Below are 25,140 nucleotides of genomic sequence, written 5' to 3'. Positions count from 1 at the left end.
CGAGCATCAAGGCTTGGCTTGATGCTAACGCAGCCGCCACTCGGCCATGCCGGCCAACCAGACGGAGGGGCGATCTTGCAACCAGCCTTGCGCTTGAGGCTTGCCGCGCAAATAGGCGTCTAAAAAGGCGATGCTGCTGTGTTCGATGGCGACGCCCGCTTCTTGATTGCCCATATCGCGCAGCGGCGGTGCCGCCACCGGTGCCATGTTGGCGCCGCCGGGAGCGCCGCCTCGATGGTTGCCCTGCCCCCCCGCATTGCGGGAGCCGCGTCCTCCGCTGCTGCCTTGCCCCCGGCTGGGCTCGCTGGGCGCTTCTTCCATGCCGGTCGCGCCGGCCAGGGCAGCGTGGCTGCTGTTGTTGAGTAGCAGCAAGTACTTGTCGCCGGTCGCCGGCAAATGGGCGAAGAAGCTGATGCGCTGCGCTGGGTTGTCGATCAGGCCGGTGGGGTCGGTGTCGCGGCGCGAACTCACCGCCAGCAAGGGCAGGCCCAGACCCGGATGGCGCCCGGCCGCAAGCGCTTCGCCAGCGCATGCGGCTTCGCTCAGCGGGCTCAGCAGCAAGAGCGCGCGCGGGCGCGGCAGCGCGCTGGAGGGAGTCGCCTGTGCCCGTGGCTTGGCCATTGCCGGGGCCATCGAGGCATCGGCCCAGGCCAGCGCCGTCATGCTGCCCAAGTCATAGCCGGCCACGGCGATGTTTTCGAAATTCACGCGGGACCACAGGCTGTCGCCTGCGCGCGCTCGAGCCTGGGCTTCTTGCAGCGCGGCTTGCAAAACGCGCAGCCTTGCCGCGTTCAGTTCGGGCGCCTGATGTTGTTGCGCCAGGGCCTTGAACTCGGCGGAGCGAGCCAGGGGCGAGGACCAGGCCGTGGCATCACTTTCCAGTGCTTGCAAACTCAGCACCGCATAGCCAGCGCGCGCCCAGGCATGTCGCCAATGGGCGCCGGCCTGGGCGGACTCACCCAGGCCGGGCAAATAGACCAGCAGCGGCAAGGCTTGCCCGCTACCAGGGAATGCCAGGCTTACCGGCAAGTGATCGCCTTGGACCACCCATTGCTGCATCGACAGCGTCAGGCTGTTCTGCGCCGCGCCGCTGTAGCCACCGGCGGCCAAGGCCTCGGCCCGCTGCTGTGCCGCTGCCCGGTCTTGCTGCGGTGCATAAGCAGTCTTGCCTTGGCGCGGGCCGGCGCAGCCCATCAGCAGTGCGGCCGCAAGCAGGCCGCTGATTCGCAATCGGGTGGCGTGTGTCAGTGAAGTGAGAAGCATCGTGCCCTTGTGGAATAGGGATTGAGAGGCGAGTTCAAGGACTCGGGCTTGCGGCGTTGATCAAGCGGCTGCGCACCAGCGGGTGCCACAGGCGCGGATCGCTCAGCGGCGCGGTGGCGGGCAACTCTGGGTTCTTCAGGATCAACCAGCGCCGTTCGTTCAAGCGAGCCCGGGCCAGCTGCGGCCCCATCCATTGCTCGAACAAGGCATCAAAACTGCCATCCGCCAAGACCATGTCCCAGCCTCGACGCAAGCGCTCGGCCAAAGCCGGCTGCTGCGGGCTGACGAAAAAGTAATAGGCGGATGGGTAGGCAATGGCCCATTGCTCCAACACGCTCAGGCCGGGCAAGCCGTCCACAATCGGGAAGACCTCGATGGCGCCGAGGGCGAACAGATCGATGCGCTCGCGTTTGAGCATCTCCGGGAAGGTGTTCAGGCGCGGCAAGCGCTCGACCTTCCAGCCGTTGTCATTCAAAACCTTGGTGTCCGGCCAATCGGCCACCTGGCCGATGTGCAGAGCCAGCGCTTGCGAGAGTTGGCTGACGGACTCGAACTGTTCCCGCCGCTGGCTCAAAGCAATCGGCAGACGCACCCCCAACAAGCCGCGGTACAGGCAGACGCGCACCGGCAAACCCTGGGCCTCGCGCTCTTTGGAAGTCATGGAGCTGAGTAGGTCCAGATCGCCCGCCGCTAACTGCAAGAACGCGCGGTTTTGCGAGACCACCTCGGTGGCTTGCAACTGGTAAGGGCCGTGCGTAGCGACGGTCTTGTCCAGCAGCAAGCGCAACACCACCTGCTCGAAAGTCAGCACCTTGGCGTGCTGTTCTTGCGCCAAGGCGTGCCGCACGATCAAGGGGGCAGGGCTGGCGGTTTGGGCGCGGGCCGGCTGCAAGGCTGCCAACAGCAGCGCGCCGGCGAATGCCAGCGTTAGCGCGGCTGTATTGCGGCTTCTCATGGTGCTAGATCGCCGCCACCTGCACGGCGGTGACCTTGAAGCCGGGGATCTTGCCCCACGGGTCCAGTGCGCTGCCGGTCAGCACATTGGCCGCAGCCTCCCAGTAGCAAAAGGGCAGAAAGACCTGGCCGGGCCTCACCTCGGGGCTGATCTGCAGCTGCGCTTGCAGCTCGCCATGGCGTGAGCGGATGCGTATGTCTTGGCCCTCGTGCAGGCGCAGCGCTGCAGCGTCTTCGCTGTGGATGTGCAGCAGCGGTGTGGGCGACAAGGCGTCCAGCATCTCGGCCCGCCGCGTCATCGCGCCGGTATGCCAATGTTCCAGCACCCGGCCGGTGGACAGCACCAGCGGGTAATCCAGATCCGGCTGCTCTGGGCCGGGCATGAAGCTGGCGGGCACCAGCTGGGCGCGGCCATCCGCAGTCATGAAGGCCTGCTCAAAAATGATGGATTGGCCGGGTTCGTCGGCCAGCGGTGCGGGCGTGACCACCGCTTCTTCGCGCAAGAGGCGCGTCCAGGACACGCCGGCCAGCGGCGCCATCACCGAGCGCATTTCCTCAAAGACGCGCGCCACCGGCGCTTCGGTCGCCCGGTGCCCAGGCCCATCTTCATCGCACCAGTAGCTCCAGCCCAGGCCGATGCGCCGCGCCAGTTGCTCGATGATCCAGAGGTCTTGACGCGCCTGCCCTGGCGGCTGCAGCGCAGGGCGACCGAGCTGAATCAGGCGGTCGGTATTGGTGTAGCTGCCCCATTTCTCTAGCTGCGCCGAAGCCGGCAGGATCACATCGGCCAGCAGTGCGGTTTCAGTGGCAAAAATGTCTTGCACCACCAGATGCTCCAGCCGCGCCAGACCGGTTCGGGCGTGGTCCAGATCGGGGTCGGACATGGCGGGGTTCTCGCCCTCGATGAACATGCCCTTGATGCGACCCTCATAAGCGGCGTGGATGACCTCCACCACCGTCAAACCCGGCTGTGGGTCCAGCGGCGTGGCCCAAAGCGCCTCGAAATGCTGGCGCAGCTCGGCATGCACGACGCGCTGGTAGTTCGGCAGCATCATCGGGATCAGGCCGGCGTCCGATGCGCCTTGCACATTGTTCTGGCCGCGCAGCGGATGCAAGCCCGTGCCAGGCCGGCCGATCTGGCCGGTGATCATGGCCAGCGCAATCAGGCAGCGGGCGTTGTCGGTGCCGTGCACATGCTGGCTCACGCCCATGCCCCAGAAAATCATGGCGCTGGGCGCGCGCGCATAACGCCGCGCCACATCGCGCAGCACTTCGGGGGCGATGCCGCAGATTTCGCTCATGCGCTCCGGCGTGCATTCGGCCACCGCAGCCTTCAAGGCCTCATAACCTTTGACCCGCGCGGCGATGAAGTCGGGGTCGGTCAGGCCTTCGGCAATGATCACATGCAGCAAGGCATTCAGCAGCGCGACATCGGTGTCGGGCCGGAAGGCCAGGTGGTGGGTGGCGAAGCGCGCCATCGGCGCACGGCGCGGGTCGGCCACGATCAAGGTGGCGCCCTTGTCCTTGACCGCGTTCTTGATGAAGCTGGCCGCCACCGGATGGTTGGAGCTGGGGTTGGCGCCAATCAGCAAGATCAGCGAGGCATGCTGCACATCCGACACCGGATTGCTGACCGAGCCGCTGCCCAGGCCTTCTAGCAAGGCCGCCACCGAGCTGGCGTGGCACAAGCGGGTGCAGTGGTCCACGTTATTGCTGCCAAAGCCCTGACGCACCAGCTTCTGGAACAAATAGGCTTCTTCATTGCTGCCCTTGGCGGAGCCGAAGCCGGCCAGCGGGCTTTGGCTGCCGCGCGCATGGCTGTCGCGCAAGCGGGCCAGGCCGGCAGCGGCGAAGTCCAGTGCTTCGTCCCAAGAGGCCTCGCGGAACAGCGCGCTCAAAGGCAGTTCGCCTCGCCGCACCCGGCCGATGTCGGCCGGGTCTTTGGCGACGCCGCTGCGGCGGATCAGCGGCGTGCGCAGGCGCTCATCGCTCATCACATAGTCGTAGCCGTAGCGCCCCTTGACGCACAGGCGGCCGTGGTTGGCTGGCCCATCGCGGCCGATGGCTTCGATGATTTTGTTGTCCTTGACCCGGTAGCTGAGCTGGCAGCCCACGCCGCAAAAGGGGCAGACCGAATCGACCTCGGCATCGGCTGTTTGCAGCGCCGCGCCGTTGGCCGGCGTCAGCGCGCCGGTCGGGCAGGCCTGTACACATTCGCCGCAGGCCACGCAAGAACTGGCGCCCAGCGCCTCGTCGGCATCGAAGCTGATGCGGGTGTCATGGCCCCAGCCGGCAATGCCCAACACATCGTTGACTTGCTCGTCGCGGCAGGCGCGCACGCAGCGCATGCATTGGATGCAGGCGTCCAACTGCACGCTGATGGCCGGGTGGCTGCGGTCGGCCGGTGGAGCGGGGTGGCGGGCAAAGCGCGGCGCGCCCAGGCCCCCGGTCTCGCACCATTGCGTCAGCTCGGACGCGCGGGTATGCGCTTGCTCGGGCGCCTTGGCGGCCAGCAGCTCCAGCACCATGGACTGGGCTTTCTGGACCCGCTCGGTCTTCAGGTGGATGTGCTGGTTGGGGCGCGGCGTGCGGCAGCAAGAGGCGGCCAGCACCCGTTCGCCTTCGATCTGCACCACGCAGGCGCGGCAGTTGCCGGCCGGGCTGAGCCCTTCTTGGTGACACAGATGCGGAATCTCGACGCCGTGGCGCTTCGCCGCACGCCAGATGGACTCACCGGGTTCGGCCAGCATCGCTTCGCCATCCAGCAGAAAGCGCACCGCTTGCTCGGGCTGGTGTTGGCTTTCTTTTTTGTGCAGGTGGCTCATGGCTGTTGGCCCTCCGCAGTATTCAATTCCTGGGCGAACTCTTGCGGGAAGTAGCGAATCGCACAGCGCAGCGGATTCGGTGCGGCCTGACCCAGGCCGCAGATGGAAGCATCACTCATGACGGCAGATAAATCGTCCAACAAGGGCAGGTCCCAGACCGGCTGGCGCATCAGCTCCACCGCGCGCTGGGTGCCTTCGCGGCAGGGCACGCATTGGCCGCAGCTCTCATGTTCAAAAAACGCCATGGCATTCAAGGCCAGGGCGCGGGCGCTGTCTTGCTGCGAAAACACAATCACCGCCGCCGAGCCGATGAAGCAGCCATGCGCGTGCAAGGTGTCAAAGTCGAGTGGCACATTCGCCAGCGAGGCCGGCAGCATGCCGCCCGAGGCGCCGCCGGGGAAGTAACCGTAGAGCTGATGGCCTTCGGCCATGCCGCCGCCGTATTCATCGACCAATTCTTGCAGGGTGATGCCGGCCGGGGCCAGGTGCACGCCGGGCTTTTTGACCCGGCCCGAAAGCGAGAAGCTGCGCAAGCCCTTGCGCCCATGGCGGCCTTGGCTCGCGAACCAATCGGCACCGCGCTCCAGAATGTCGCGCACCCAGTGCAGCGATTCGATATTGTGTTGCAGCGTCGGCCGGCCAAACAAGCCGCGCTCGGCCACATAGGGCGGGCGCTGGCGCGGCCAGCCGCGTTTGCCCTCGATGGACTCGATCATGGCCGACTCTTCACCGCAGATATAGGCGCCGGCGCCGCGCCGCAGCTCGATGGGCGGCAGGTCGGTTCTCACGGCTTGCAAGGCGGCAATCTCTTTGCTCAGCACCTGATGCAGGGCGTGATATTCATCGCGCAGATAAATGTAGATCGCCTCCACGCCGACGCAATGAGCGGCGATCAACATGCCTTCCAAAAAGCGCTGCGGTTCGCGCTCCAGGTAGTAGCGGTCTTTGAAGGTGCCGGGTTCGCCTTCGTCGATATTGACCGCCATCAGCCGAGGGGCCGGCTGCTCGCGCACGATGCTCCATTTTCGGCCCAGCGGGAAGCCGGCGCCACCCAGGCCGCGCAGGCCGGAGTCGCTCAGGGTTTGCAGTGTGGCTTCAATGCTGCGCGTGCCCTTCAGCAATTCGTCCAAGACGCGGTAGCCGCCCTGGGCGAGATAGTCGGCCAAGCCTTGATGCGCAGGCAGCGGGTCTTCTGTGTGGCCAAGCTTTAGCGAGTCCATGACTTGATCGACCGTGGCATGCCCCAGAGGCTTTTGCCCCAGCACCACCACCGGCGCTTGCTCGCAGCGGCCCACGCAAGGCACCTCAATCACCCGCACCCCGCTTTGTTCGGCCAGCAGTTCGCGCAGCGATTGGCTCAGGCCCGCGCTGCCCGCCATGCTGCAGCTCAGCGAGTTGCAAACGCGCAAGCTCAGCGGCGCTGGAGCGGCTACGCCTTCATAAACAATGTCGAAGTGGTGATAGAAGCTGGCGACCTCATGCACCTCGGCTTGCGAGAGCTTCATTTCCTCGGCCAAGGCGGCCAGCATGTCCACGCTTAGATGGCCGTGGCGGTCTTGAATCAGGTGCAGATGTTCAATCAGCAGGTCGCGGCGGCGCGGCGCTGTGCCCAAGAGTTGTCGCACGGTTTCAAGCGCGGAACGGCTGGCCTGGCGGCCGCGCAGACCGCCGCCTTTGGCGGGGCGGCGACTGCCTTCGACATGGATAGGAATGACGGAACTCATGCGCGGATTGTGCCGCTTGATCTCGCGGGCGGCGCAAGGCTAAACCCCGTGCGCCGCGCTGCGATACTTGCCGAATTACAAGGAGTTTCAGGTGGAGACACTGACGATTGCGGTGGATGCACGTGGCGTGGCGCGCATCACCATGACCCGGCCGGAGGTATTCAATGCCTTCAATGAGTTGATGATCTCGGAGCTGGGCCAGGCGGTGCAACACGCCCAGGCCGATCCTGCCGTGCGGGTGCTGGTCTTGGCTGGTGCCGGCAAGGCCTTCAGCGCGGGGGCTGATATTGAATGGATGCGCCGCGCGGCGGCCGCCTCGCAAGAAGCGAATCTGGCCGATGCGCGCCGCTTTGCCGAGATGTTGCAGCGCCTGGCCGCCTGCCCCAAGCCCACCGTGGCGCGCATCCAGGGCTTGGCCCTGGGTGGCGGCGTCGGCTTGGCTTGCGCCTGCGATATCGCTTTGGCCAGCCGCGAGACCAAGTTCGCGGTCAGCGAGGCGCGCTTTGGCATCTTGCCGGCGGTGATCGGCCCTTATTTGGTCAATGCCGTGGGCTTGCGCCAAGCGAGGCGTCTGGCCTTGACCGCCAGCCGCATCAGCGCCGACGAGGCTTTGCAAATCGGCCTGCTGCAGCAGGTGGTGGACACCCCGGACGATCTGGACTTGGCCCTGGACGCATGGGTGGGCGAGTTGCTGGCCTGCGGCCCCGGCGCGCAAGCTGAGATCAAGGCTTTGATGGCTCAACTTGAAGTGGGGCCTGTGACTTCCGAGGTGCGTGAGTTGACGGCGCAGACGATCGCGCGGGTGCGCAGCGGCGACGAGGCCCGTGAGGGCTTTGCGGCCTTTGTGGGCAAGCGGCCCGCGGCCTGGGTCCCAGGCAAGAACTGAGTAGCAAGCATGAGCAACAAGGATTTGACGATGTGGACGGTGGCGGCTGAAGTGCCTGCTTTGATTGGCGTGGTGGGTGCCGGCATCATGGGGGCGGGCATTGCCCAAGTGGCGGCGCAGGCCGGGCACGCGGTGCGCTTGCTCGATGTGCGCGAAGGTGCCGCGGCTGCGGCCATTGAACAAATGGGGCGGGCGCTGGACGGCTTGGTCGCCAAGGGCCGCATGGCGCCCGAGGAGCGGGCCGCGGTTCTGGCGCGCATCAGCCCCGCTGTGGATGTGAATGAATTGGCCGAGGCGGCCTTGGTGGTCGAGGTGATCGTCGAGAAGCTGGAGCCCAAGCAGGCGCTGCTGCGGCAGCTGGATGCCCTGCTGCCGCCGGGCGCCATCATTGCCAGCAACACCTCTTCGATCAGCGTGACTGCGCTGGCCAATGGCATGCAAAACCCGGCGCGCCTGGTGGGCATGCATTTCTTCAACCCGGTGCCGCTGATGAAGCTGGTCGAAGTGGTGTCGGGTGCTGAGACCGACCCCGATGTGGCTGCGGTGATCGAGCGCTTGGCGCGCCGCTGGGGCAAGACGCCGGTGCATGCCAAGTCCACGCCAGGATTTATCGTCAACCGAATTGCGCGGCCTTATTACGCGGAATCACTGGCGCTCTTGCAAGAGCAGGCCGGCACGCCGGCGCAGTTGGACCGGGCGCTGCGCAGCGCTGGTTTTCGCATGGGCCCCTGCGAGTTGATGGACCTGATCGGTCATGACACCAACTTTCTGGTGACCAAGTCGGTCTTCGAGGCTAACTATGGCGATAAGCGTTATGTGCCCTCGCTGGTGCAAAAAGCCTTGGTGGACGGCGGGCGCTTGGGTCGCAAAGTGGGGCGCGGCTTTTATGCCGGCACGCCTGAGGCCAGTGGCCCGGTCGCGGCGCCGCAGCATGCTTTGCCGACTCTGGGTCTGCATGGTCAGGGCGGACTGGTCGAACAGTTGGCGGGCTGGCTGACGCACAAGGGCTTGGCTTTTGAGCGTCAGCCCGCTTCTTCATGGGCCGGCTTGCAAATCGGCGCAATGCAGGTGCATCTGAGCCAGGGCCGCAGTGCGGCGCAATTGGCGTATGAGTTGAAGCAAGACGAGCTGGCGGTGATGGACTGGCCGGTGGCGCCGGACCGCATGGACGCTTTGGCCCTGGTATTTGCCCCGCGCAGCAGCGCGGCGGCTCAGGCCGCTGTGGCCGATATTTGGCGCGCCCTGGGCTGGGAGCCGCTGCTGCTGCGCGACGCACCGGGTCTGGTGGTGGCGCGCACGGTGGCCATGCTGGTCAATGAGGGCGCTGACGCCGTTTGGCAAGGCGTGTGTGAGGCCGAAGGCGCAGACCTGGCCATGAAGCTGGGCGTCAACTACCCGGCAGGGCCGTTTGAATGGCTGGCGCTGCTGGGCGCTGAGCCGGTGGTGGAACTGCTGGATGGCTTGTTCGAGGCCTATCGCAGCGAACGTTACCGGGTCAGCCCCTTGCTGCGGCAGCGGCGCTTCGGCGCTTGAGTGTCCGGCCTGTGATGGTGAAAGAGGGGCCATCCCAGCGAGTGTGAGTGAAATGGGGCGTTGGCAAAGCGCGCCACGATGCCCGGCTTTGTGCCGCCCAGCGGCGCGGCTTTGCAGTCTGTCGCAAGGCGGTGGTTTGTGAATGAGCAGCGGCCAAGAATGCCGTCTTGATTCAACACCACTCCTCTCTGCCACTGCGCGAGCAGGGCTTCGCGCCATGGACTCCAAAAACACTTTTCCCTTCTCCGCCTCGCCCGCATCGACCCCGGCGCTCTCGGTCCTGCCCGTCGGGCGACGTTTCTGGGACTGCGCACTCGGCCAATGGCTGGCCGTCTTGCTCTTTGTTGGCTTGCCCTTTATTGGCGCCAATGTCCTGACCAAGCTCTACATGGCCGACCCCGGCTTGCGGGACACACGCAATCTGATCAAGGTGCTGGTCTTGATGGGCGCCTATTTCGCCTATGTGCGCTGGTGGGAGCGGCGCCCGGTGCAGGAGTTGTCTTTGCCCGAAGCGGGTCGTGAGTTCTTAGGCGGTCTGCTGCTGGGCGGCGCGCTGATCGCCGCGGTGGTGGCGGTGCTGGCGCTGCTGGGCGCCTACACCGTACAGTCGGTGGGCAGCGCCAGTGACTTTGCCCGGGTGTTCACCGAGATGATGCCCAAGGTGGTGGTCGGCGCCGTGATTGAAGAGTTGCTGTTTCGCTTGATTGCCCTGAGGCTGTTGGAGCGCTCGGTCGGCACCGTCTGGGCGCTGCTGATTTCCAGTGCTTTGTTCGGCCTGGCGCATCTGGGCAATGCCGGTGCTTCGCCGCTGATCGGCCTGATGTTGGGTATCGAACTGGGCCTGTTGCTGGGCGCGGCCTATGTGTTGACCCGGCGTCTGTGGCTGTGCGTGGGCGTGCATCTGGCCTGGAACTTTGTGCAGGGCGCGGTGTTTGCAATCTCGGTGTCCGGTCATACCGATGAAGGCTGGCTGCGCGCCACTCTGAATGGCCCGGACTGGCTGACCGGCGGCGCCTTTGGCATTGAGGGCTCGGTGCTGTCCTTTGTGCTCTGTCTGGGAGCGGCCGCTTGGCTCTTGGTCAAGGCCCGTCGCTTGGGGCGGTTTACCAAGCCTTGAGCGCGGGTGCGCGGCACTTTGGGCGGGGGCCGCTTAGGCTTCGCCCCAGCTACGCAAGGACTTGAAACTTGGCTATCCTGCCGCCGCAGCCGTATCGCTGCTGATGTCCGATGTAGCTCAGAAGGACTAGAGATCAGGACAACTCATGGGAGCCCCGCATGTCTGACCGTACCGTTCGTCTTCACCGCGTGCTTCGCTGCCCGCCTGAAAAGCTCTACCGCGCCTTTACCGAAGCCGATGCCATGGCGAAGTGGATTCCGCCCTATGGCTTCACCTGCACGGTGCACCATATGGATGTGCGCGTGGGCGGTAGTTTCAGAATGTCGTTCCGCAATTTCGGCAGCGGGCATTCGCATTCTTTTGGGGGCGAGTACTTGGAGTTGCTGCCGAACGAAAGACTCCGCTATACCGACAAGTTTGATGATCCCAACCTGCCTGGCGTGATCGAAGTGACCGTGTCTTTGCGGCCTGTGCTTTGCGGTACGGAGCTGAGCGTCAGCCAAACCGGCATCCCAGCGGTGATCCCGCTGGAGATGTGCTACCTCGGCTGGCAGGAGTCGCTGGCTCAGTTGGCCCAGTTGGTCGAGCCGGAGATCGCGGGCTGAAGACCCGAATGCCTCCGCGTGAGCCGAGGCATCCCAGCAAGCCTGAGTCAGATTTAGAGCAGCATGCGCAAATGCGCTTGGGCTTGCAGCAGCGGCGGCAGGCAGTTCTCGACCAATTGATCCATGCTCATGCGCGAGGCATGAATGCTCATGCACATGGCGGCCACCACGTCCCCGCGGTAGTTCTTCAAGGGCACGGCCACCGTGCGCAGACCCAATTCCAACTCTTGGTCAACACAGGCATAGCCCAAAGAACGGGTCCGTGCCACTTCAAGGCGCAGCCGCTCAGGGTGGGTGATGGTGTTGGGGGTCAGCGGGTTCAGAGTCTGACGGGAAATCCAGGCGTCCGCCTCCAGGGGCGGCATCGCGGCCAGCATCACGCGGCCGGTGCCGGCGCAATAGGCGGGTACGCGGTAGCCTGGTTGAAGCGCGGGTGACACCACCCGGCCTGCGCTGGTGGCGGCAATGCAGATCACATCATTGCCATCCAGCACGCCGGCTGAGCTGGCTTCTTTCATGGAAAAAGCCAGCTTTTGCAGTTCGGGCTCGACGATGCGCGGCAGGCGCGCCGAATTCATATAGCTTTGCCCCAGGCGCAGCACCTTGGGGGTCAGCGCGAACATCTTGCGCTCCTGAGTGACGAAGCCAAGATGCGTCAAGGTCAAAAGGTAGCGGCGGGCGGCGGCGCGTGTCAGGCCCGTGCGGACGGCCACCTCGCTGATGGTCAGTCGGGGCCGCTCTTGGTCGAAAGCTTCGATCACCGCCAGGCCTTTTTCCAGGCCTGCGACCAAATCACGTTTCAGAGGGCCGGACGCCACGGTTTCGTCGGCTGAGTTTTCACCCGACTCCAATGCCGGGGCCGCGAGGGCGGCGAGTTCATCAAAGGCGCGTGCTGCTGACATGGTGCGTGGTCAAGTGGCGCCAGAAATCCACAGATACGGTCTTCAAGCCCAAAGCGGCGGCCGCCATGCCCGGTGCAAGCGCCCACGACGATTGGGGCGAATTGCGAACAATCTGCGCTCAGAGTCTGGCGCGAGATCCCATGGCTTCAGGCTAGGGTTGGAGGCTGGAGGCCGCTCAAAGGAATGGCGGCTGGATGACAAGTCTGCGGAAAGGTCTGACTGGCTGAAAAGTTAGGGCGGCAATGTGTGGATGTCCGAGGAATTCCCAATATATGTGCGCAGTGCGACCGGACTTGTGGATCGAGTATCCCATGCACCAGGAGGCTCACCCCATCCGCTGGTAAAGACAAGCGTGACAAAAAATCATTCAGACATGCTGATTACTCATGGCTGGAAACAAGTTCACAGACATTGACGGAGTTTCAAGGAGCTTGTGTGGAGCTTGCTTGGTGGTGCCGGGCTGCTGACCCGTTTGGGCGGGTCAGCTCGTCAGGGTCAGACTCGCTCAATAATCAAAGCAATGCCTTGGCCAACCCCGATGCACATGGTGCACAAGGCATAGCGGCCGCCGCTGCGGCGCAGTTGATTGACGGCCGTGGTCACCAGGCGGGCACCGCTGGCGCCGAGTGGATGACCCAGGGCGATGGCGCCGCCGTTGGGATTGACGCGCGGATCCTCGTCCGCCAGGCCGAGTTGCCGCAAGACCGCCAGGCCTTGGGCGGCAAAGGCCTCATTCAATTCGATCACATCCATCTGGGCCAGGCTCAGCCCGGTCATGGCCAGCACCTTAAGGCTGGCCGGGGCGGGGCCAATGCCCATGATGCGAGGGGCGACGCCGGCCGTGGCCATGCCGACGACGCGAGCGCGCGGCGTCAGGCCGTGTTTGGCGGCGGCCGCTTCGCTGGCCAGCAGCAGGGCGCAAGCGCCGTCATTCACACCGGACGCATTGCCGGCTGTCACCGTGCCCTGCGCGTGAACAATCGGTTTGAGTTTGGCCAAGGCCTCCAGGCTGGTCTCGCGGGGATGCTCGTCACGGCTGATGATCAGCGCATCGCCCTTTTTTTGTGCAATCTCGACCTGCGTGATCTCTTGTGCAAAGAAGCCTGCTTGCTGCGCAGCGACGGCTTTCATCTGGCTGGCCAAGGCCATGCGGTCCTGGGCGGCGCGATCAATGCCGAACTCGAGCGCCACGTTCTCGGCGGTTTCGGGCATGGAGTCCACGCCGTACTGCGCTTTCATCAAGGGGTTGATGAAGCGCCAGCCTATGGTCGTGTCATAGACGGCGGTGTTGCGCGAGAACGCACTTTCGGCCTTGGGGCTGACAAAGGGCGCCCGGCTCATGCTCTCGACGCCGCCGGCCAGCATCAGCTGCGCTTCGCCGGAGCGAATCGCGCGGGCGGCGGTGCCGACTGCATCCAGGCCCGAGCCGCACAAGCGGTTCAGCGTCGAGCCCGGCACATTGACCGGCAAGCCGGCCAGCAAGGCCGACATGCGCGCGACATTGCGGTTGTCTTCACCGGCTTGGTTGGCACAGCCGAACAGCACATCGTCCAAGGCCGACCAGTCCACCCCTGGGTTGCGCGCCATCAGCGCGCGCAGCGGAATCGCGCCCAGGTCATCGGCCCGCACCGAGGATAGGGCACCGCCATAACGCCCAAAAGGGGTACGAATGGCATCACAGATCAAAGCTTGGCTCATCAAATCCTCGTCAAGGTAGGGGGGTACCGGCTGGAAACTGGCGCAACTGTACAGATCAGCGCCAGATGGAGCTTGGGCGCCGTGACAATTCGCACATGATTTTCTGCCAGTGCGTAGAAGCTGAGGAATACGGCTTCAGGCACTAAAGTTTGGCCAAAATTGAGCCGAAGCTTGACTGGAGGGCGCCTCAACGAACAGGCGTAGGAAGACTATGAAGGACAGAACTGCCGATCCTTTGATCGATGTAGGCCAGCTGAAGGTGGGAATGTTTATCCACCTGGATCTGGGCTGGATGTCGCATCCGTTCCCGCTCAGCAGTTTCAAGCTGGCTTCCGAGGATCAGTTGCTGATTTTGCGCCGGCTCGGCTTGAGCCAGGTGCGCTGGAGCCCAGGCAAGAGCGATTTGCATATGGATGCAACGCCTTTGCCGGTGACGCCTGCGCCTATGACAAGTGCTGAGGCGAGCTCCGCTGAAGATCTCGCTCGTGATGCGCATCGGCGCGCCCTGGCCGCGCAGCGCGAGGCCTTGCAGCTCTGCGAGCGCCAATACGGCGAAGCGGCCGCGGCTTTCCGTGAGGTGATGGATCTGGTGCCGCGTGATCCGCGCGGCAGCCGTGAGCAGACCACCGCGCTGACGGCGGCCCTGCTGGACAAGATGCTGATCGAAGGCGATCTGAACATTCGCCTGCTCAATGAAGGCGCCGGTGATCGCAGCACGGCGCATGCGCTGAATGTCTCCATCATTTCCTTGCTTTTGGGCCGAGCCTTTGGCTTGAACCGGGACGAGATGCTGGATCTGGGCGTGGGCGCCTTGTTGCACGATGTGGGCAAGCTGGAAGTCTTGGCTCGTTTGCGCAATCGGGATGACAGCTTCACCAGCGCCGAGGTGCAGGCCTATCAACAGCATGTGGCCAAGGGTGTGGCGATTGCGCAGGGCATGGGCTTGTCGCCCGGCCCTTTGCTGATCATTGCCCAGCACCATGAGAACGCCGACGGCAGCGGCTTCCCGCAGCGCATCAATATGGACCGGATGAGCGCTGGTGCGCGCATTGTGGCCTTGGTGAATCGTTTTGACGGCTTGTGCAACCCCTTGCTCGCTTCCAAGGCAATGACGCCGCACGAGGCCTTGTCGCTGATGTTTGCTCAAGGCCGCAACCGCTTTGATGCCACCATGTTGAATGCCTTTATTCGCATGATGGGCGTCTATCCTCCGGGTTCGGCGGTGCAACTGACCGACGACCGCTTTGCCCTGGTGGTGGCGGTCAATTCTTCCCGCCCGCTGAAGCCGCGCGTGATGGTGCACGACCCCAAAGTGCCGCGTGAAGAGGCTTTGGTGCTGAATCTGGAAGACACGCCGGATCTGGGCATTCGTCGCAGCCTGAAAGCGCAGCAATTGCCGCGCGCGTCGATGGACTACTTGAGTCCGCGCACGCGCATTGCGTATTTCTTTGAGCCCAGCCTGGGCGCCGGTGCCGGCGGCGGCTTGGGCGCGACGGAGTTGGCGGCGTGACCGTGGTCAGCCTGCAGTTTTCGCCTCCCCACACCCCAGACTCCGCTGAACCTTTCGCCGCCCTGTTGGAGGGGCTGCTGGAGGCCGCGTTGCTGGTGGATGGGCGCAGCCGTTGCATCCTGGCGGTGAATACCGTGGCGACGCAGTTGCTGGGCATGAGCGCGGACCAATTGCTGGGCCAGTCGGTCGAGTCTCTGGCCAGCACGCCGGAAGACGCCATGTTCTGGATGGAGGCGGCCGGCAATCCTGCGGCCACCCTCAATTCCGATACCTTGATGCGTCATGCCAATGGCCAGATGCTGTGGGTGACCCGGCGCATCAGCGCGGTGAAGCCGGCCGGCTCCAACCAGACTTATTGGTTGGTGGCGATTCGCGATCTGAGCCGCCAGCGTCAGAGCGAAGAAGAGCGCGAAGCCTTGGTGGCCGAATTGCAGGCCACCCTGGAATCGACCGCCGACGGCATTTTGGTCACCGACCTGGCCGGGCGCATGCGTTCTTTCAATCGGCGCTTTGCTTCCTTGTGGGGCATTCCGTCCGACTTGATGTTGGAGCGCAATGACGATGCGGTGCAGACCTGGATGCGGCGCAGCGTCATTGACGGCGCCGCCTACGCGCAGCGTTTGGCCGCTATTGAAGAAGCGCCGCTCTTGCAGAGCAGCGATGTGATCAAGCTGAGTGATGGTCGGGTGTTGGAGCGCGTGTCTCTGCCGCAGTTCAGCCGCGGCCGGCCGATCGGGCGGGTGTATTCCTTCCGTGACCTGAGCGAAAAAATGGCGGCCAACCAGCGTATTGATGAGTTGGCCCACTCCGATATGTTGACCGGCCTGCCGAACCGGCGTGCCTTGGCCGAGCGGGTGGACTATGCGCAGGCGATGGCGCGGCGTGAGAGTGCACCCTTTGCCTTGCTCAATGTTGACCTCGACCGTTTCAAGCAGATCAACGACACCCTGGGGCACTCCTATGGTGATCGGGTGTTGAAAGAGGTGGCCGAGCGCCTAAAGGCTTGCCTGCGCGAGGTGGATACCGTGGCGCGCTTGGGCGGCGACGAGTTTGCCCTGCTGATTCACCAGGCCGACGCGCGTGGCGCCGAGAACGCCGCACGGCGGGTGCAGGAGGCGATGTCGCGGCCCTTCAACTTCGACACGCTCAGCTTCACGGTCACCTGCAGCACGGGGATTGCTTTGTTCCCCGGTGATGGCGCCAATGCCGAGGAGCTGATGGCCAGCGCCGAGCGCGCCATGCACTGGGTCAAGGAAAGTGGGCGTTCGACGTTTCACTTCCATCAGCCGCGCAAGGATGTGGATCTGCTCTCGCGCATGCGCTTGGATCATGCGATGCGGCAAGCCCTGCAGGAAGGTCAGTTCCGCCTGCACTACCAGCCGCAGATCGATCTGCGCAACGGCCAGGTGATTGGTGCCGAGGCCTTGATTCGTTGGCGCGATCCTTTGCGTGGCGAGATCTCGCCGGGTGAGTTCATCCCGGTGGCCGAGGAGAGCGGTTTCATCGTGGCCATCGGCGAATGGGTGCTGCGCCAGGCGGTGGAGCAAGCCGCCAGCTGGCTGCGCCAGGGCTGGCGCATGCCGGTGGCCGTCAATGTCTCGGCTCTGCAATTCCAGCAGAGTCAGTTCGCTGACACCGTGGCCCAGGTCTTGCGTCAATCCGGCTTGCCTCCGGGGCTCTTGGAGCTGGAGCTGACCGAATCGATTCTGCTACGTGATGCCGAAGAGGCTTTGCACCGGCTGCAGGCCTTGGCAGCCTTGGGCGTGTGCATGTCAATTGATGATTTCGGCACTGGTTATTCAAGCTTGGGTTATCTGAAACGATTCCCTATCCAGCGATTAAAGATCGACCGCAGCTTCGTCAAGGGTCTGCCCGGGGACTTCAGCGACGCGGGCATCGTCAACGCCATCATTCAAATGGGACAGGCCCTAAGGCTGCATGTCATTGCCGAGGGCGTCGAAACCGAGGCGCAGAAAGACTTCTTGGCGCGCGCCGGCTGCGATGAGTTTCAGGGCTTTTTGTATGCCCCAGCGCTGGCGCCTCATGCCTTTGAAGAGCGGGTGTGGCGGCGTCCCTTGCCTCCGCCCTCGCCGCCGGGCCGTGTTGGCATGAAGCTGATGGGCGGATTGTTGGTTTGAGCGGGCTCTGGAGATCGGTTTCCATTGATGTGGCTGATGTCCAGAGCCCGCTTCCTCAATTCTGTCTGCCAGATGGATCGTCGGTCGCCGACATAGCTCCCTCACAATAGTGCTCAATCGGCAATTCTTGAGGGAGCACCATGATTTACAAGTTCAAGTCAAAGGCGGGCGCTGACGTCATCATGCTGGGCCCACAAGGGGATCAGATGCTGACCCTCATGGGCCGAGAACCCTCGGCGCAAGGCCTGCTGCCTGCTGATGATCTACCGCTGGCGATGCATCAGTTGGAGCAGGCCGCAAAAGATGACGATGCCGCTTTCGCTGCTGTTCAGGCCGAAGCCCTGGCGGCCGGCGAGCCAGCTCCCCGGCGCGAAGGCATCAGCCTGCGGCAACGGGTGTGGCCTTTGATTGAGTTGATGCGCCACAGTCACACAGAGGGTGAACCGGTGCTTTGGGGCGTTTGAGTGATGCCGCTCGACAGCAGTACACGCATTCTTGCCATCCGGCACGGCGAGACCTTGTGGAACCGTGCCGCCCGAATCCAAGGGCATACCGACATTGGCCTAAGCCCTTTGGGCGTGCTGCAGGCTGAGCGTTTGGCCAAGGCTTTGCAGGACGAAACGATTGATGCGGTTTACGCAAGTGATTTGTCACGTGCGGCACAGACCGCCGAAGCGCTTTTTCAGCTTCGCCCCGACTTGCCGGCCTTGCAGTTGGACCCTGATTTACGGGAACGGGCATTTGGCGTTTTTGAGGGCCTGACTTGGCAACAGATTACCGAACAGTCGCCCGAGCAAAGTGAGCGTTGGCGCCGGCGCGAGGAGGACTTCGGTCCGCCAGGCGGAGAGTCACTGGGTGATTTTTACCGGCGCAGCGTCGCTGCTCTGCAGAGGCTGGCCGAAGCGCACCAGGGCCAGACTTTGGTGGTGGTCAGCCATGGTGGGGTGCTGGACTGTCTCTACCGAGCTGCGACGGGTCAATCTTTACAAGCGCCGCGCAGCTGGGTTTTGGGCAATGCCAGCATCAACCGACTTTTGTATGCCTCAGGTGGTTTTCGCCTGATCGGCTGGCATGACCACGCACATCTCGACGGTTTGGAGTGCGAGGCCTAGTGCCAAAAGCTCCCTGAGCAAGCGCATGATTCGCGTTTGCAGGAGTGCTGCGACGGCCTATTTGCTCGCGGTCACGCAGAGGCTGCCCGTTACTTTTTTGCGTCTCTGACAAGTGCTAGAGCGCATGCTTAGGGGTGTAGCAGTTAAGTGTTGCAATTTCGCGTCGAAATGCTGCGGGCTCCGCCGGTGACTTCTATACTCACGCCACATTGCGCAGAAGACCGGGCCCTCAAGCTCAGCTCAATTTCAACTCACAAAGGCATACGATGAAAAAGATCGCTCTCGTGGCAGCTGTTGCAGCATTCGCCGCCCCCGCATTCGCTCAAAGCTCGGTCACCCTGTGGGGCCGTATCAATACTTCCGTGGAAAGCATTTCCACGAACGGCGGCGATCGCGTTGCGACCGTGTTCAACAACAACTCGCGCCTGGGCTTCAAGGGCACGGAAGATCTGGGCGGCGGCCTGAAGGCTCAGTTCCTGCTGGAACACGGCCTGAACTCCGATGACGGCAAGGCTTCGAACTCTGCCTTCTGGAACCGTGAAGCTGCTGTTCAACTGAGCGGTAACTTCGGTGCAGTCAAGCTGGGTCGTTGGACCAACGGTTCGTACTTCGCGACCGCTGACTACATCTCCATGCACAACCACGACACCGGCAACTCGGAAGACAAGTTGTACTCGGGCGCTGGTTGGACAAGCACCAACAAGGTTGGCTACTTCACCCCGACCTACGCTGGTTTCTCTGCTGAAATCACCGCTCACGCTGGTGAAGGCGCCAAGGGCGACGAGCGCGCCTTCGACCTGTCGGCTAACTACGACATGGGTCCTGTGCATCTGGGCGCTGGCTACAGCAAGCAAGGCGAAGCCAAGCAGTTCGCAGTCCGCGGCCTGTATGAGCTGGGTGCTTTCACTTTCGGCGGCTACTACCAGCGTGAGGACATGGGCGTGGGCAGCAATGCCACCCGTGACGTTGGCCGCGTGTCTGCCATGTACGCGCTGGGCGCGTCTGAGTTCCACCTGAACGTTGGTGGCACCAAGGCTGGTGGTTCGTTTGGCAACAACGGAGCCAAGCAATACACCGTGGCTTACAACTACAACCTGAGCAAGCGCACCAAGGTGTATGGCTTCTACACTGCTGTGGACGTCAACAACACCAAGATGGGCGACCTGGACTCCTTCGCTGTTGGCGTCCGCCACAACTTCTGATCGTTCGCGACAGAATCAAAAAAGCGACCTTCGGGTCGCTTTTTTTATGCCTAAAGAGGCGGGCTTGGGAATAGCCGCCGGTTGACAGGCGGCGGCTGCTTGCTACTCTTCGAACAAAGCGCCACTGGCTTTCGGAGGTGTAACTCCCAAATGCCTGAAGGCGGCCAAGGTGGCAATGCGGCCACGCGGTGTGCGCTGCAAAAAGCCTTGTTGAATCAAATAGGGCTCGATCACGTCTTCGATGGTGCCGGCTTCTTCGCCAATGGCGGACGCAACGTTCTCCAGCCCAACGGGCCCGCCGTCAAAGCGGTGCACGATGGCTTCCAGTAATTTGCGGTCCATCAGGTCGAAGCCGCGCGGGTCCACATCCAGCATGGCCAGGGCTTTGTCGGCAATGTTTTTGCCGATATGGCCATTGCCTTTGACCTCGGCGTAATCTCGGACACGGCGCAGCAAACGGTTGGCGATACGCGGGGTGCCGCGTGAGCGACGGGCAATTTCCATCGCCCCTTCCGCATCCATCGGCGTGTTCAGCAGGGCAGCGGATCGGGTGACGATGCGTTGCAGTTCGACATCGGTATAGAACTCGAGCCGCGCCACGATGCCAAAGCGGTCGCGCAGCGGGTTCGTCAGCATGCCGGCGCGGGTGGTGGCGCCAACCAAGGTGAAGGGCTGCAGGTCCAGTTTGATGGAGCGGGCGGCTGGGCCTTCGCCGATCATGATGTCGATCTGGTAGTCCTCCAGCGCCGGGTAGAGGATTTCTTCCACCACCGGTGAGAGCCGGTGAATCTCGTCGATGAAGAGCACATCGTTCTTCTCGAGATTGGTCAGGATGGCCGCCAGGTCTTTGGGTTTCTCCAAAACAGGCCCCGAGGTCTGGCGCAGGTTCACGCCCAACTCCGCGGCGATGATGTGGGACAAGGTGGTCTTGCCCAGGCCTGGCGGACCGAACAGCAGCACATGATCCATAGCTTCGTCGCGCTTGCGGGCGGCGCCTATGAAGATCTCCAATTGCTCGCGCGCCTTGGTCTGGCCGACGTATTCGTCCAGCAATTTGGGTCGCAGCGCGCGCTCAATCGCTTCCTCCTTGGGAGAGGCTGGCGCGGCGCTGATCACCCGTGTCGCGCTTGGCGGGCTGAACGGGCTGGCAAAGTCGTCGGTTTGTATGCTCATGACAAGAGGCTTGGCCGGCTATTCAACGGGACAGCGCCTTGAGCGCCAGCTTGATGCCCTCGCTTACACCCACATCGGGCGGCAAGGCCTTGAGGGCCAGCGCGGCCTCTTTCTCGCTGTACCCCAGGGCGACCAAGGCTTGCAGGATGTCGCCCTGGTTGTCGTTGGCAATGCTGACGGGCGCGCCGAGATCCGGCCCCAATTTGCCTTTCAGCTCCAGCAAGAGGCGCTCTGCCGTCTTTTTGCCGATGCCGGGCACTTTCACGAGGCGGGCACTTTGCTGCTGTGCGACGGCTTGGGCCAGTTCGGCCACAGACAGGCCGGACAAAAGCGACAAGGCCATGCGGGGCCCGACGCCGCTGATCTTGATCAGTTGACGGAAGGTGGCGCGCTCTTCTTGGCTGAGGAAGCCAAACAGGATCTGGGCATCTTCGCGCACCACAAAATGGGTCAGCAGCGAGACCTTGTCTCCCAAATTGCCGAGGTTGTAGAAGGTGCTCATCGGCACGTCGACTTCGTAGCCGACGCCTTGCACATCGATGAGAACCAGCGGGGGCGATTTTTCCGCGATGACGCCTGTCAGTCTTCCGATCATCGGCCCATTATCCAGCCGATATCCTCTCGATCGGGGTTGGGCTTCAGTTCCTGCCGAACAAGCCCAGGCGCTGTGCTTCCAAGGCGGCTTCGGCGCGAGAAGAGACGTTCAGCTTGCGGTAGATTTGCTTCACATAGTCGGCGATGGTGTGGCGCGACAGGCCGAGCTGCACGCCGATCTCGGGCAAAGTGAAGCCCTTGGCCACGCGCAGCAGCACCTCGGTTTCGCGGTCCGTCAACGACACTTCGTGCAGCAGCGCCGCGGCTTGCGGCCGGTTCTGTTTGGCGAAATAGGAGATCACCTTGCGCGCAATCGAGGGTGACAGCGGCGGTTCGCCCTGGCTCATGCGTTGCAATTGTTCGACCAACAACTCGCGTGACTGCTCTTTCAGCAAATAGCCGAAGGCGCCCGCCTGCAGCGCTGGGAACAAATGTTCGTCATCGTCATGAATGGTCACAATGACTGATTGCGCCTCGGGCTGGCGCTCACGCAGCGCGGCAATCACATCGACGCCGGATCCATCCGGCAAACCCAGGTCCAGCAGGGCCAGATTGAAGCGCTGACTGTTGACCAGGCTCAGAGCATCTTGCACGCGCGAGCATTCGGTGATTTGTGCGTTGGCGAACACCTGCTTGATCAGCGCCTTCAACCAGGCGCGGATTTCAGGAATGTCTTCAAGCAAGAGGATGTGATCCATGGGGTTCTCGGTCGCTTCGGTGCCGGCCTGTGGCGGATTGCCTCAGGCTCCAGACGCAGCCGTAACAGTAAGGCTTTATCGGCAGGCTGCCAACTTGCCTGAGTGGCTTGCCTGCGAATCCTGCGATGTTCAGAGCGGAATCGTGAGACGAATCACGGTTCCCCAGCCTGGACCCGACTCCACCAGACATTGGCCATGCATCTGTTTGGCACGCGACTTCATGCTGGCCATGCCGTGACCGCGGTCCAGTCGCCCATCCAGTTCGGCCGGAATCCCTTGGCCATTGTCTTGAATGACCACCATGAAGTCGCCGTCCTGCACATTGCAACTGATCGTGCAATGCGTGCCGCCGCTGTGCTTGATGATGTTGCTGACGGCTTCGCGGAAGATCCGTGTGGTTTGCACGTAAGCTCGCGCGGGCAGGGTGTGGACGATGTCTTCAGCCGGCGACTTCCATTCCGCCAAGATATTGGCCTGCCCCAAGCGCGAGACCACCTCGGCGCGCCAATCGCCCAAGGCGTCCAGCAGTTGCACCGGCTTGCCGGTCAGGCCGCGCACGGACAAGCGCATTTCCTCCAGTGCCTCTCGGGCCAAGGTGGAAATGCGATCCGATTCGCTGGTGTGAACGATGGTCAGCAACTTGGCGCCCAAATCGTCATGCAGGTCGGCGGCGATGCGTTTGCGCTCACGTTCGGTCACTTGCTCGAGTTTTTGCTCGGCCATCTCGCCAAAACTGCGCTCCACTTCAGCTACGCGCTCGATCATGGCTTGTTCCAGCTGATCTTGCTGGGCTTCGGCGGTCTTGCGTGCTTGAGCCAAGGCGAGCGTGGCCAATAAGCCATGGCCGAGCAAGGCCAGAGGCAAACACAGGGTCATGAAAGAGAACAGGGCGGAGAGCGGATCGCTAGGAAAACCGCTCAGTGAGTACGCCAGGGTCAAGATCAGCGATGCCGCTGCCGCGCCCAGCAAGCCGCTTGCGATTCCAAGCTCGCGTGCTTGCAAGGCTGTGGGGTTCGCACTGGCCTTATGCCTGCGCCGCCGAACGCTCAAGTGACGAACGATCGCCAAAAGCAGTTCTAGGCTCAACAAGGCATACCAAGCTCGCTGCGCGCCGTTTGCCAAGGCTGGCGGTGCCAGCAAAAGGCTTAGCGGCGCAGCCAGTACTTGCAAGCGTAAGACGCGCCCAATCCAGGTTCGGGATGCGGCAATTTGATGCAGCAGGTACTGCACCGACGCCCAAGTGGCCGCGGCCAGCAAGGCCAATGCCAGCAGCGCCTGCGTTGCTGGCGGCAAAGCCAAGTAAGCCGCAAAAGTCGGCAGCACGCCCCACAAGGCGCCCGCCAGCAGGGCCGCACTCAAATAGCCGGTGTTGCGGTCGGCGGCATGCCCATAGGCGATCAGGCCGGTGGACGCACTCATCATCAGCGCCATGCCGGCCAGCAAGGTTTGGATCCAGGGCAACACATCTAGTCCGCCTGAGGTGCTCGTTACGACTGGAGAGGTTTGTGCCAGCGCGGCTGCCGGCAACAGGAGCAAGAGGACGGAGGCCAATGCCGCCGGACCGCATCTCGCCAAGCCAGGTTTGGTCGTCGAGTCAGGCGATGTATCTGAATGTGTCGAGCAATGCATGGGGGGCGATTGTGCAGGACGCAGACCCCGCTTCGCCTCCGTACTTGCTCGGGCGACAATGTGCTTCTTGCTTCACGCGTTTGAAAGAAAGCTTTTTGTGATTTTTCGCCATGAATTCGCCCCGGTGGACAACCGCCGCCTGGCCCATCTCTGTGGCAGCCTGGACGAGCATTTGCGGCAGATCGAAGCCAGCATGGGCGTTCGAATCCTGCGGCAGCATGAGAATTTTCGGATTGAAGGCCCCAAGGCCGCGGCCGAGCGCAGTTTGCAGTTGATGCAAAGCCTGTACGAGCGCGCTCGGCGCGCGATCGCACCAGAGATTTTTCAGCTGGCTTTGGCGGAAGCCGCGGGAGACTTGAAACCTGCTCTCAAGCGCAAACGGGCCGGCGCTGCTGCCGATGTGCCGAGTGTGGCGAGTGCAGCGCCAGAAGCCCTCGTCCTGCGCACCCGCCGGGCCGATCTGGCTGGTCGTACGCCGCGCCAGCATGAGTACTTGCGGCACATCCTGGCCCATGACATCACTTTCGGCCTAGGCCCGGCCGGCACCGGCAAGACTTTTTTGGCCGTGGCTTGCGCGGTGGACGCGCTGGAGCGCAGTTCGGTGCAGCGCATCATCCTGACGCGCCCCGCGGTGGAGGCCGGCGAGCGCTTGGGTTTTCTGCCCGGCGACCTGACTCAAAAGGTCGATCCCTATCTGCGCCCGCTGTATGACGCGCTGTATGACTTGATGGGCTTTGATCGCGTCACCAAGGCCTTCGAGAAAGGCTTGCTGGAGGTGGCGCCGTTGGCCTTTATGCGCGGACGCACGCTCAACCACGCCTTTGTGATTTTGGACGAGGCGCAAAACACCACGCCGGAGCAGATGAAGATGTTCCTGACCCGCATCGGCTTTGGCAGCAAATGTGTGGTTACCGGAGATACCAGCCAGGTGGATTTGCCACGCGGCACGACCAGCGGCTTGGTGGATGCCGAGCGGGTGCTGGCCAAGGTCAAGGGCATCGCGATGACCCGATTCACCAGCGCCGACGTGGTGCGTCATCCGCTGGTGGCCCGCATTGTGGAAGCCTACGAGGCGCGCTCCGCAGCCGAAGCCAAACTGAGCAAGACAGAGAAGGGAGCCCCGCTATGAGCCTAGCCGAACTGAGCCTGTCTTTGCAGTTTGCGGACTCGCGCCACCGGGCGCTGTTGCCTCGCCACAAGGTGCAGCGCTGGATCCGCGCCGCCTTGGAATTGCCGGGCGAAATCACCGTTCGTATTGTTGATGCCGAAGAGGGGCAAGCCCTGAATCGCGACTTTCGCAGCAAGGACTACGCCACCAATGTGCTGACCTTTGACTACAGCCATGAGCCGGTGGTGACGGCGGACTTGGTCATCTGCGCCGAAGTGGTGGAGCGCGAAGCCCAAGAGGCAGGCATCGATATCGCGGCCCACTACGCCCATATGCTGGTGCATGGCACCCTGCATGCGCAGGGTTATGACCACGAAGAAGACGACGAAGCCGAATGCATGGAAGCCCGAGAGTCTGAAATTCTCCTGGCCCTGGGCTTTGCTGATCCCTACCGGCGCGCCTGAGTTTG

General features: G+C 63.1%; 21 protein-coding genes. 11 read left to right on the top strand and 10 right to left on the bottom strand.

The annotated features are described in order from the left end of the window. Nucleotides 1-24 precede the first annotated feature (24 nt). Genes LNV06_RS15470 through LNV06_RS15455 form a run of 4 tightly spaced genes read right to left on the bottom strand, consistent with a single transcriptional unit; the run spans nucleotide 25 to nucleotide 6,766 of the window. Complete coding sequence (locus tag LNV06_RS15470; RefSeq protein WP_263539197.1) at nucleotides 25-1,263, bottom strand: alpha/beta hydrolase; 1,239 nt, start codon at nucleotides 1,261-1,263, stop codon at nucleotides 25-27. Between the two features lie 34 nt (nucleotides 1,264-1,297). Beyond that, the gene (locus tag LNV06_RS15465) at nucleotides 1,298-2,218 is read right to left on the bottom strand and encodes a transporter substrate-binding domain-containing protein (protein WP_263539196.1); all 921 of its coding nucleotides are present in this window, start codon (nucleotides 2,216-2,218) and stop codon (nucleotides 1,298-1,300) included. A gap of 4 nt (nucleotides 2,219-2,222) precedes the next feature. Beyond that, complete coding sequence (gene fdhF / locus LNV06_RS15460; RefSeq protein WP_263539195.1) at nucleotides 2,223-5,042, bottom strand: formate dehydrogenase subunit alpha; 2,820 nt, start codon at nucleotides 5,040-5,042, stop codon at nucleotides 2,223-2,225. After that, nucleotides 5,039-6,766 (bottom strand): NADH-ubiquinone oxidoreductase-F iron-sulfur binding region domain-containing protein, encoded by a 1,728-nt coding sequence (locus LNV06_RS15455; protein ID WP_263539194.1) that lies wholly within the window; start codon nucleotides 6,764-6,766, stop codon nucleotides 5,039-5,041. The genes fdhF and LNV06_RS15455 overlap by 4 nt, the downstream gene beginning before the upstream one ends. Before the next feature lie 91 nt (nucleotides 6,767-6,857). On the opposite strand from LNV06_RS15455, the gene LNV06_RS15450 reads away from it, so the two are divergent. The 4 genes from LNV06_RS15450 to LNV06_RS15435 all read left to right on the top strand — a co-directional run bounded on the left by LNV06_RS15450 (nucleotide 6,858) and on the right by LNV06_RS15435 (nucleotide 10,907). Next, a complete protein-coding gene (locus LNV06_RS15450) occupies nucleotides 6,858-7,652 on the top strand; it encodes an enoyl-CoA hydratase-related protein (RefSeq protein WP_263539193.1) in 795 nt (264 codons plus the stop codon). Nucleotides 7,653-7,661: 9 nt separating this feature from the next. Then, nucleotides 7,662-9,185 (top strand): 3-hydroxyacyl-CoA dehydrogenase, encoded by a 1,524-nt coding sequence (locus LNV06_RS15445; RefSeq protein WP_263539192.1) that lies wholly within the window; start codon nucleotides 7,662-7,664, stop codon nucleotides 9,183-9,185. A 217-nt stretch (nucleotides 9,186-9,402) separates the two neighbouring features. After that, nucleotides 9,403-10,302, top strand: a complete 900-nt coding sequence (locus tag LNV06_RS15440) for a CPBP family intramembrane glutamic endopeptidase (RefSeq protein ID WP_263539191.1) — start codon at nucleotides 9,403-9,405, stop codon at nucleotides 10,300-10,302. Nucleotides 10,303-10,460: 158 nt separating this feature from the next. Next, nucleotides 10,461-10,907 (top strand): SRPBCC family protein, encoded by a 447-nt coding sequence (locus LNV06_RS15435; protein ID WP_263539190.1) that lies wholly within the window; start codon nucleotides 10,461-10,463, stop codon nucleotides 10,905-10,907. A 53-nt stretch (nucleotides 10,908-10,960) separates the two neighbouring features. Here the strand turns inward: LNV06_RS15435 and LNV06_RS15430 are convergent, their stop codons facing one another. Together LNV06_RS15430 and pcaF are read right to left on the bottom strand one after the other, a co-directional pair. Continuing rightward, on the bottom strand, nucleotides 10,961-11,809 hold the full coding sequence (locus LNV06_RS15430) for an IclR family transcriptional regulator domain-containing protein (protein ID WP_263539189.1): 849 nt from the start codon (nucleotides 11,807-11,809) through the stop codon (nucleotides 10,961-10,963). 495 nt (nucleotides 11,810-12,304) lie between these two features. Next, a complete protein-coding gene (gene pcaF, locus LNV06_RS15425) occupies nucleotides 12,305-13,510 on the bottom strand; it encodes a 3-oxoadipyl-CoA thiolase (protein ID WP_318013502.1) in 1,206 nt (401 codons plus the stop codon). 208 nt (nucleotides 13,511-13,718) lie between these two features. Here pcaF and LNV06_RS15420 point away from each other — a divergent pair, with 208 nt between their 5' ends. From LNV06_RS15420 to LNV06_RS15400, 5 genes are all read left to right on the top strand, one after another. After that, nucleotides 13,719-15,017, top strand: a complete 1,299-nt coding sequence (locus LNV06_RS15420) for a cyclic di-GMP phosphodiesterase (RefSeq protein WP_263539187.1) — start codon at nucleotides 13,719-13,721, stop codon at nucleotides 15,015-15,017. After that, entirely contained in the window at nucleotides 15,014-17,155 is a 2,142-nt protein-coding gene (locus LNV06_RS15415) for a putative bifunctional diguanylate cyclase/phosphodiesterase (RefSeq protein ID WP_263539186.1), read from the top strand. Before LNV06_RS15420 ends, LNV06_RS15415 begins: the two co-directional genes overlap by 4 nt. Before the next feature lie 140 nt (nucleotides 17,156-17,295). Then, nucleotides 17,296-17,619 carry a DUF1840 domain-containing protein gene (locus LNV06_RS15410; RefSeq protein WP_263539185.1) on the top strand — a complete coding sequence of 108 codons (324 nt, stop codon included), beginning with the start codon at nucleotides 17,296-17,298 and terminating at the stop codon, nucleotides 17,617-17,619. Nucleotides 17,620-17,622: 3 nt separating this feature from the next. Then, nucleotides 17,623-18,267, top strand: a complete 645-nt coding sequence (locus LNV06_RS15405) for a histidine phosphatase family protein (protein ID WP_263539184.1) — start codon at nucleotides 17,623-17,625, stop codon at nucleotides 18,265-18,267. A 266-nt stretch (nucleotides 18,268-18,533) separates the two neighbouring features. Then, the gene (locus LNV06_RS15400) at nucleotides 18,534-19,469 is read left to right on the top strand and encodes a porin (RefSeq protein WP_263539183.1); all 936 of its coding nucleotides are present in this window, start codon (nucleotides 18,534-18,536) and stop codon (nucleotides 19,467-19,469) included. A 102-nt stretch (nucleotides 19,470-19,571) separates the two neighbouring features. On the opposite strand, the gene ruvB is transcribed toward LNV06_RS15400, so the two are convergent. From ruvB to LNV06_RS15380, 4 genes are all read right to left on the bottom strand, one after another. Next, nucleotides 19,572-20,642 (bottom strand): Holliday junction branch migration DNA helicase RuvB, encoded by a 1,071-nt coding sequence (gene ruvB / locus LNV06_RS15395; RefSeq protein WP_263539182.1) that lies wholly within the window; start codon nucleotides 20,640-20,642, stop codon nucleotides 19,572-19,574. A gap of 22 nt (nucleotides 20,643-20,664) precedes the next feature. Further along, on the bottom strand, nucleotides 20,665-21,237 hold the full coding sequence (gene ruvA, locus LNV06_RS15390; RefSeq protein ID WP_263539181.1) for a Holliday junction branch migration protein RuvA: 573 nt from the start codon (nucleotides 21,235-21,237) through the stop codon (nucleotides 20,665-20,667). 43 nt (nucleotides 21,238-21,280) lie between these two features. Then, nucleotides 21,281-21,934: a response regulator gene (locus tag LNV06_RS15385; protein ID WP_263539180.1), complete on the bottom strand. Its 654-nt coding sequence runs from the start codon at nucleotides 21,932-21,934 to the stop codon at nucleotides 21,281-21,283. A gap of 129 nt (nucleotides 21,935-22,063) precedes the next feature. After that, nucleotides 22,064-23,395 carry a sensor histidine kinase gene (locus tag LNV06_RS15380; protein ID WP_263539179.1) on the bottom strand — a complete coding sequence of 444 codons (1,332 nt, stop codon included), beginning with the start codon at nucleotides 23,393-23,395 and terminating at the stop codon, nucleotides 22,064-22,066. A gap of 265 nt (nucleotides 23,396-23,660) precedes the next feature. Here LNV06_RS15380 and LNV06_RS15375 point away from each other — a divergent pair, with 265 nt between their 5' ends. Together LNV06_RS15375 and ybeY are read left to right on the top strand one after the other, a co-directional pair. Continuing rightward, the gene (locus LNV06_RS15375) at nucleotides 23,661-24,692 is read left to right on the top strand and encodes a PhoH family protein (protein WP_263539178.1); all 1,032 of its coding nucleotides are present in this window, start codon (nucleotides 23,661-23,663) and stop codon (nucleotides 24,690-24,692) included. Beyond that, nucleotides 24,689-25,135, top strand: coding sequence for an rRNA maturation RNase YbeY (ybeY, locus tag LNV06_RS15370; RefSeq protein ID WP_263539177.1), 447 nt, complete (start codon nucleotides 24,689-24,691; stop codon nucleotides 25,133-25,135). The genes LNV06_RS15375 and ybeY overlap by 4 nt, the downstream gene beginning before the upstream one ends. Nucleotides 25,136-25,140 lie beyond the last annotated feature (5 nt).

This window comes from Paucibacter sp. Y2R2-4, assembly GCF_025717535.1.
Lineage (GTDB): Bacteria > Pseudomonadota > Gammaproteobacteria > Burkholderiales > Burkholderiaceae_C > Paucibacter_A.
The sequence above is the reverse complement of the archived record's forward strand: the minus strand, read 5'-3'. Positions and strand labels throughout refer to the sequence as shown.

Coding starts and splice junctions, on each gene's coding strand:
- LNV06_RS15470 (WP_263539197.1), bottom strand. CDS start 1,263: ATGCTTCTCACTTCACTGACACACGCCACCCGATTGCGAATCAGCGGC.
- LNV06_RS15455 (WP_263539194.1), bottom strand. CDS start 6,766: ATGAGTTCCGTCATTCCTATCCATGTCGAAGGCAGTCGCCGCCCCGCC.
- ruvA (WP_263539181.1), bottom strand. CDS start 21,237: ATGATCGGAAGACTGACAGGCGTCATCGCGGAAAAATCGCCCCCGCTG.
- LNV06_RS15445 (WP_263539192.1), top strand. CDS start 7,662: ATGAGCAACAAGGATTTGACGATGTGGACGGTGGCGGCTGAAGTGCCT.
- LNV06_RS15435 (WP_263539190.1), top strand. CDS start 10,461: ATGTCTGACCGTACCGTTCGTCTTCACCGCGTGCTTCGCTGCCCGCCT.
- fdhF (WP_263539195.1), bottom strand. CDS start 5,042: ATGAGCCACCTGCACAAAAAAGAAAGCCAACACCAGCCCGAGCAAGCG.
- LNV06_RS15400 (WP_263539183.1), top strand. CDS start 18,534: ATGAAAAAGATCGCTCTCGTGGCAGCTGTTGCAGCATTCGCCGCCCCC.
- LNV06_RS15465 (WP_263539196.1), bottom strand. CDS start 2,218: ATGAGAAGCCGCAATACAGCCGCGCTAACGCTGGCATTCGCCGGCGCG.
- LNV06_RS15405 (WP_263539184.1), top strand. CDS start 17,623: ATGCCGCTCGACAGCAGTACACGCATTCTTGCCATCCGGCACGGCGAG.
- LNV06_RS15385 (WP_263539180.1), bottom strand. CDS start 21,934: ATGGATCACATCCTCTTGCTTGAAGACATTCCTGAAATCCGCGCCTGG.
- LNV06_RS15430 (WP_263539189.1), bottom strand. CDS start 11,809: ATGTCAGCAGCACGCGCCTTTGATGAACTCGCCGCCCTCGCGGCCCCG.
- ruvB (WP_263539182.1), bottom strand. CDS start 20,642: ATGAGCATACAAACCGACGACTTTGCCAGCCCGTTCAGCCCGCCAAGC.
- ybeY (WP_263539177.1), top strand. CDS start 24,689: ATGAGCCTAGCCGAACTGAGCCTGTCTTTGCAGTTTGCGGACTCGCGC.
- LNV06_RS15420 (WP_263539187.1), top strand. CDS start 13,719: ATGAAGGACAGAACTGCCGATCCTTTGATCGATGTAGGCCAGCTGAAG.
- LNV06_RS15410 (WP_263539185.1), top strand. CDS start 17,296: ATGATTTACAAGTTCAAGTCAAAGGCGGGCGCTGACGTCATCATGCTG.
- LNV06_RS15440 (WP_263539191.1), top strand. CDS start 9,403: ATGGACTCCAAAAACACTTTTCCCTTCTCCGCCTCGCCCGCATCGACC.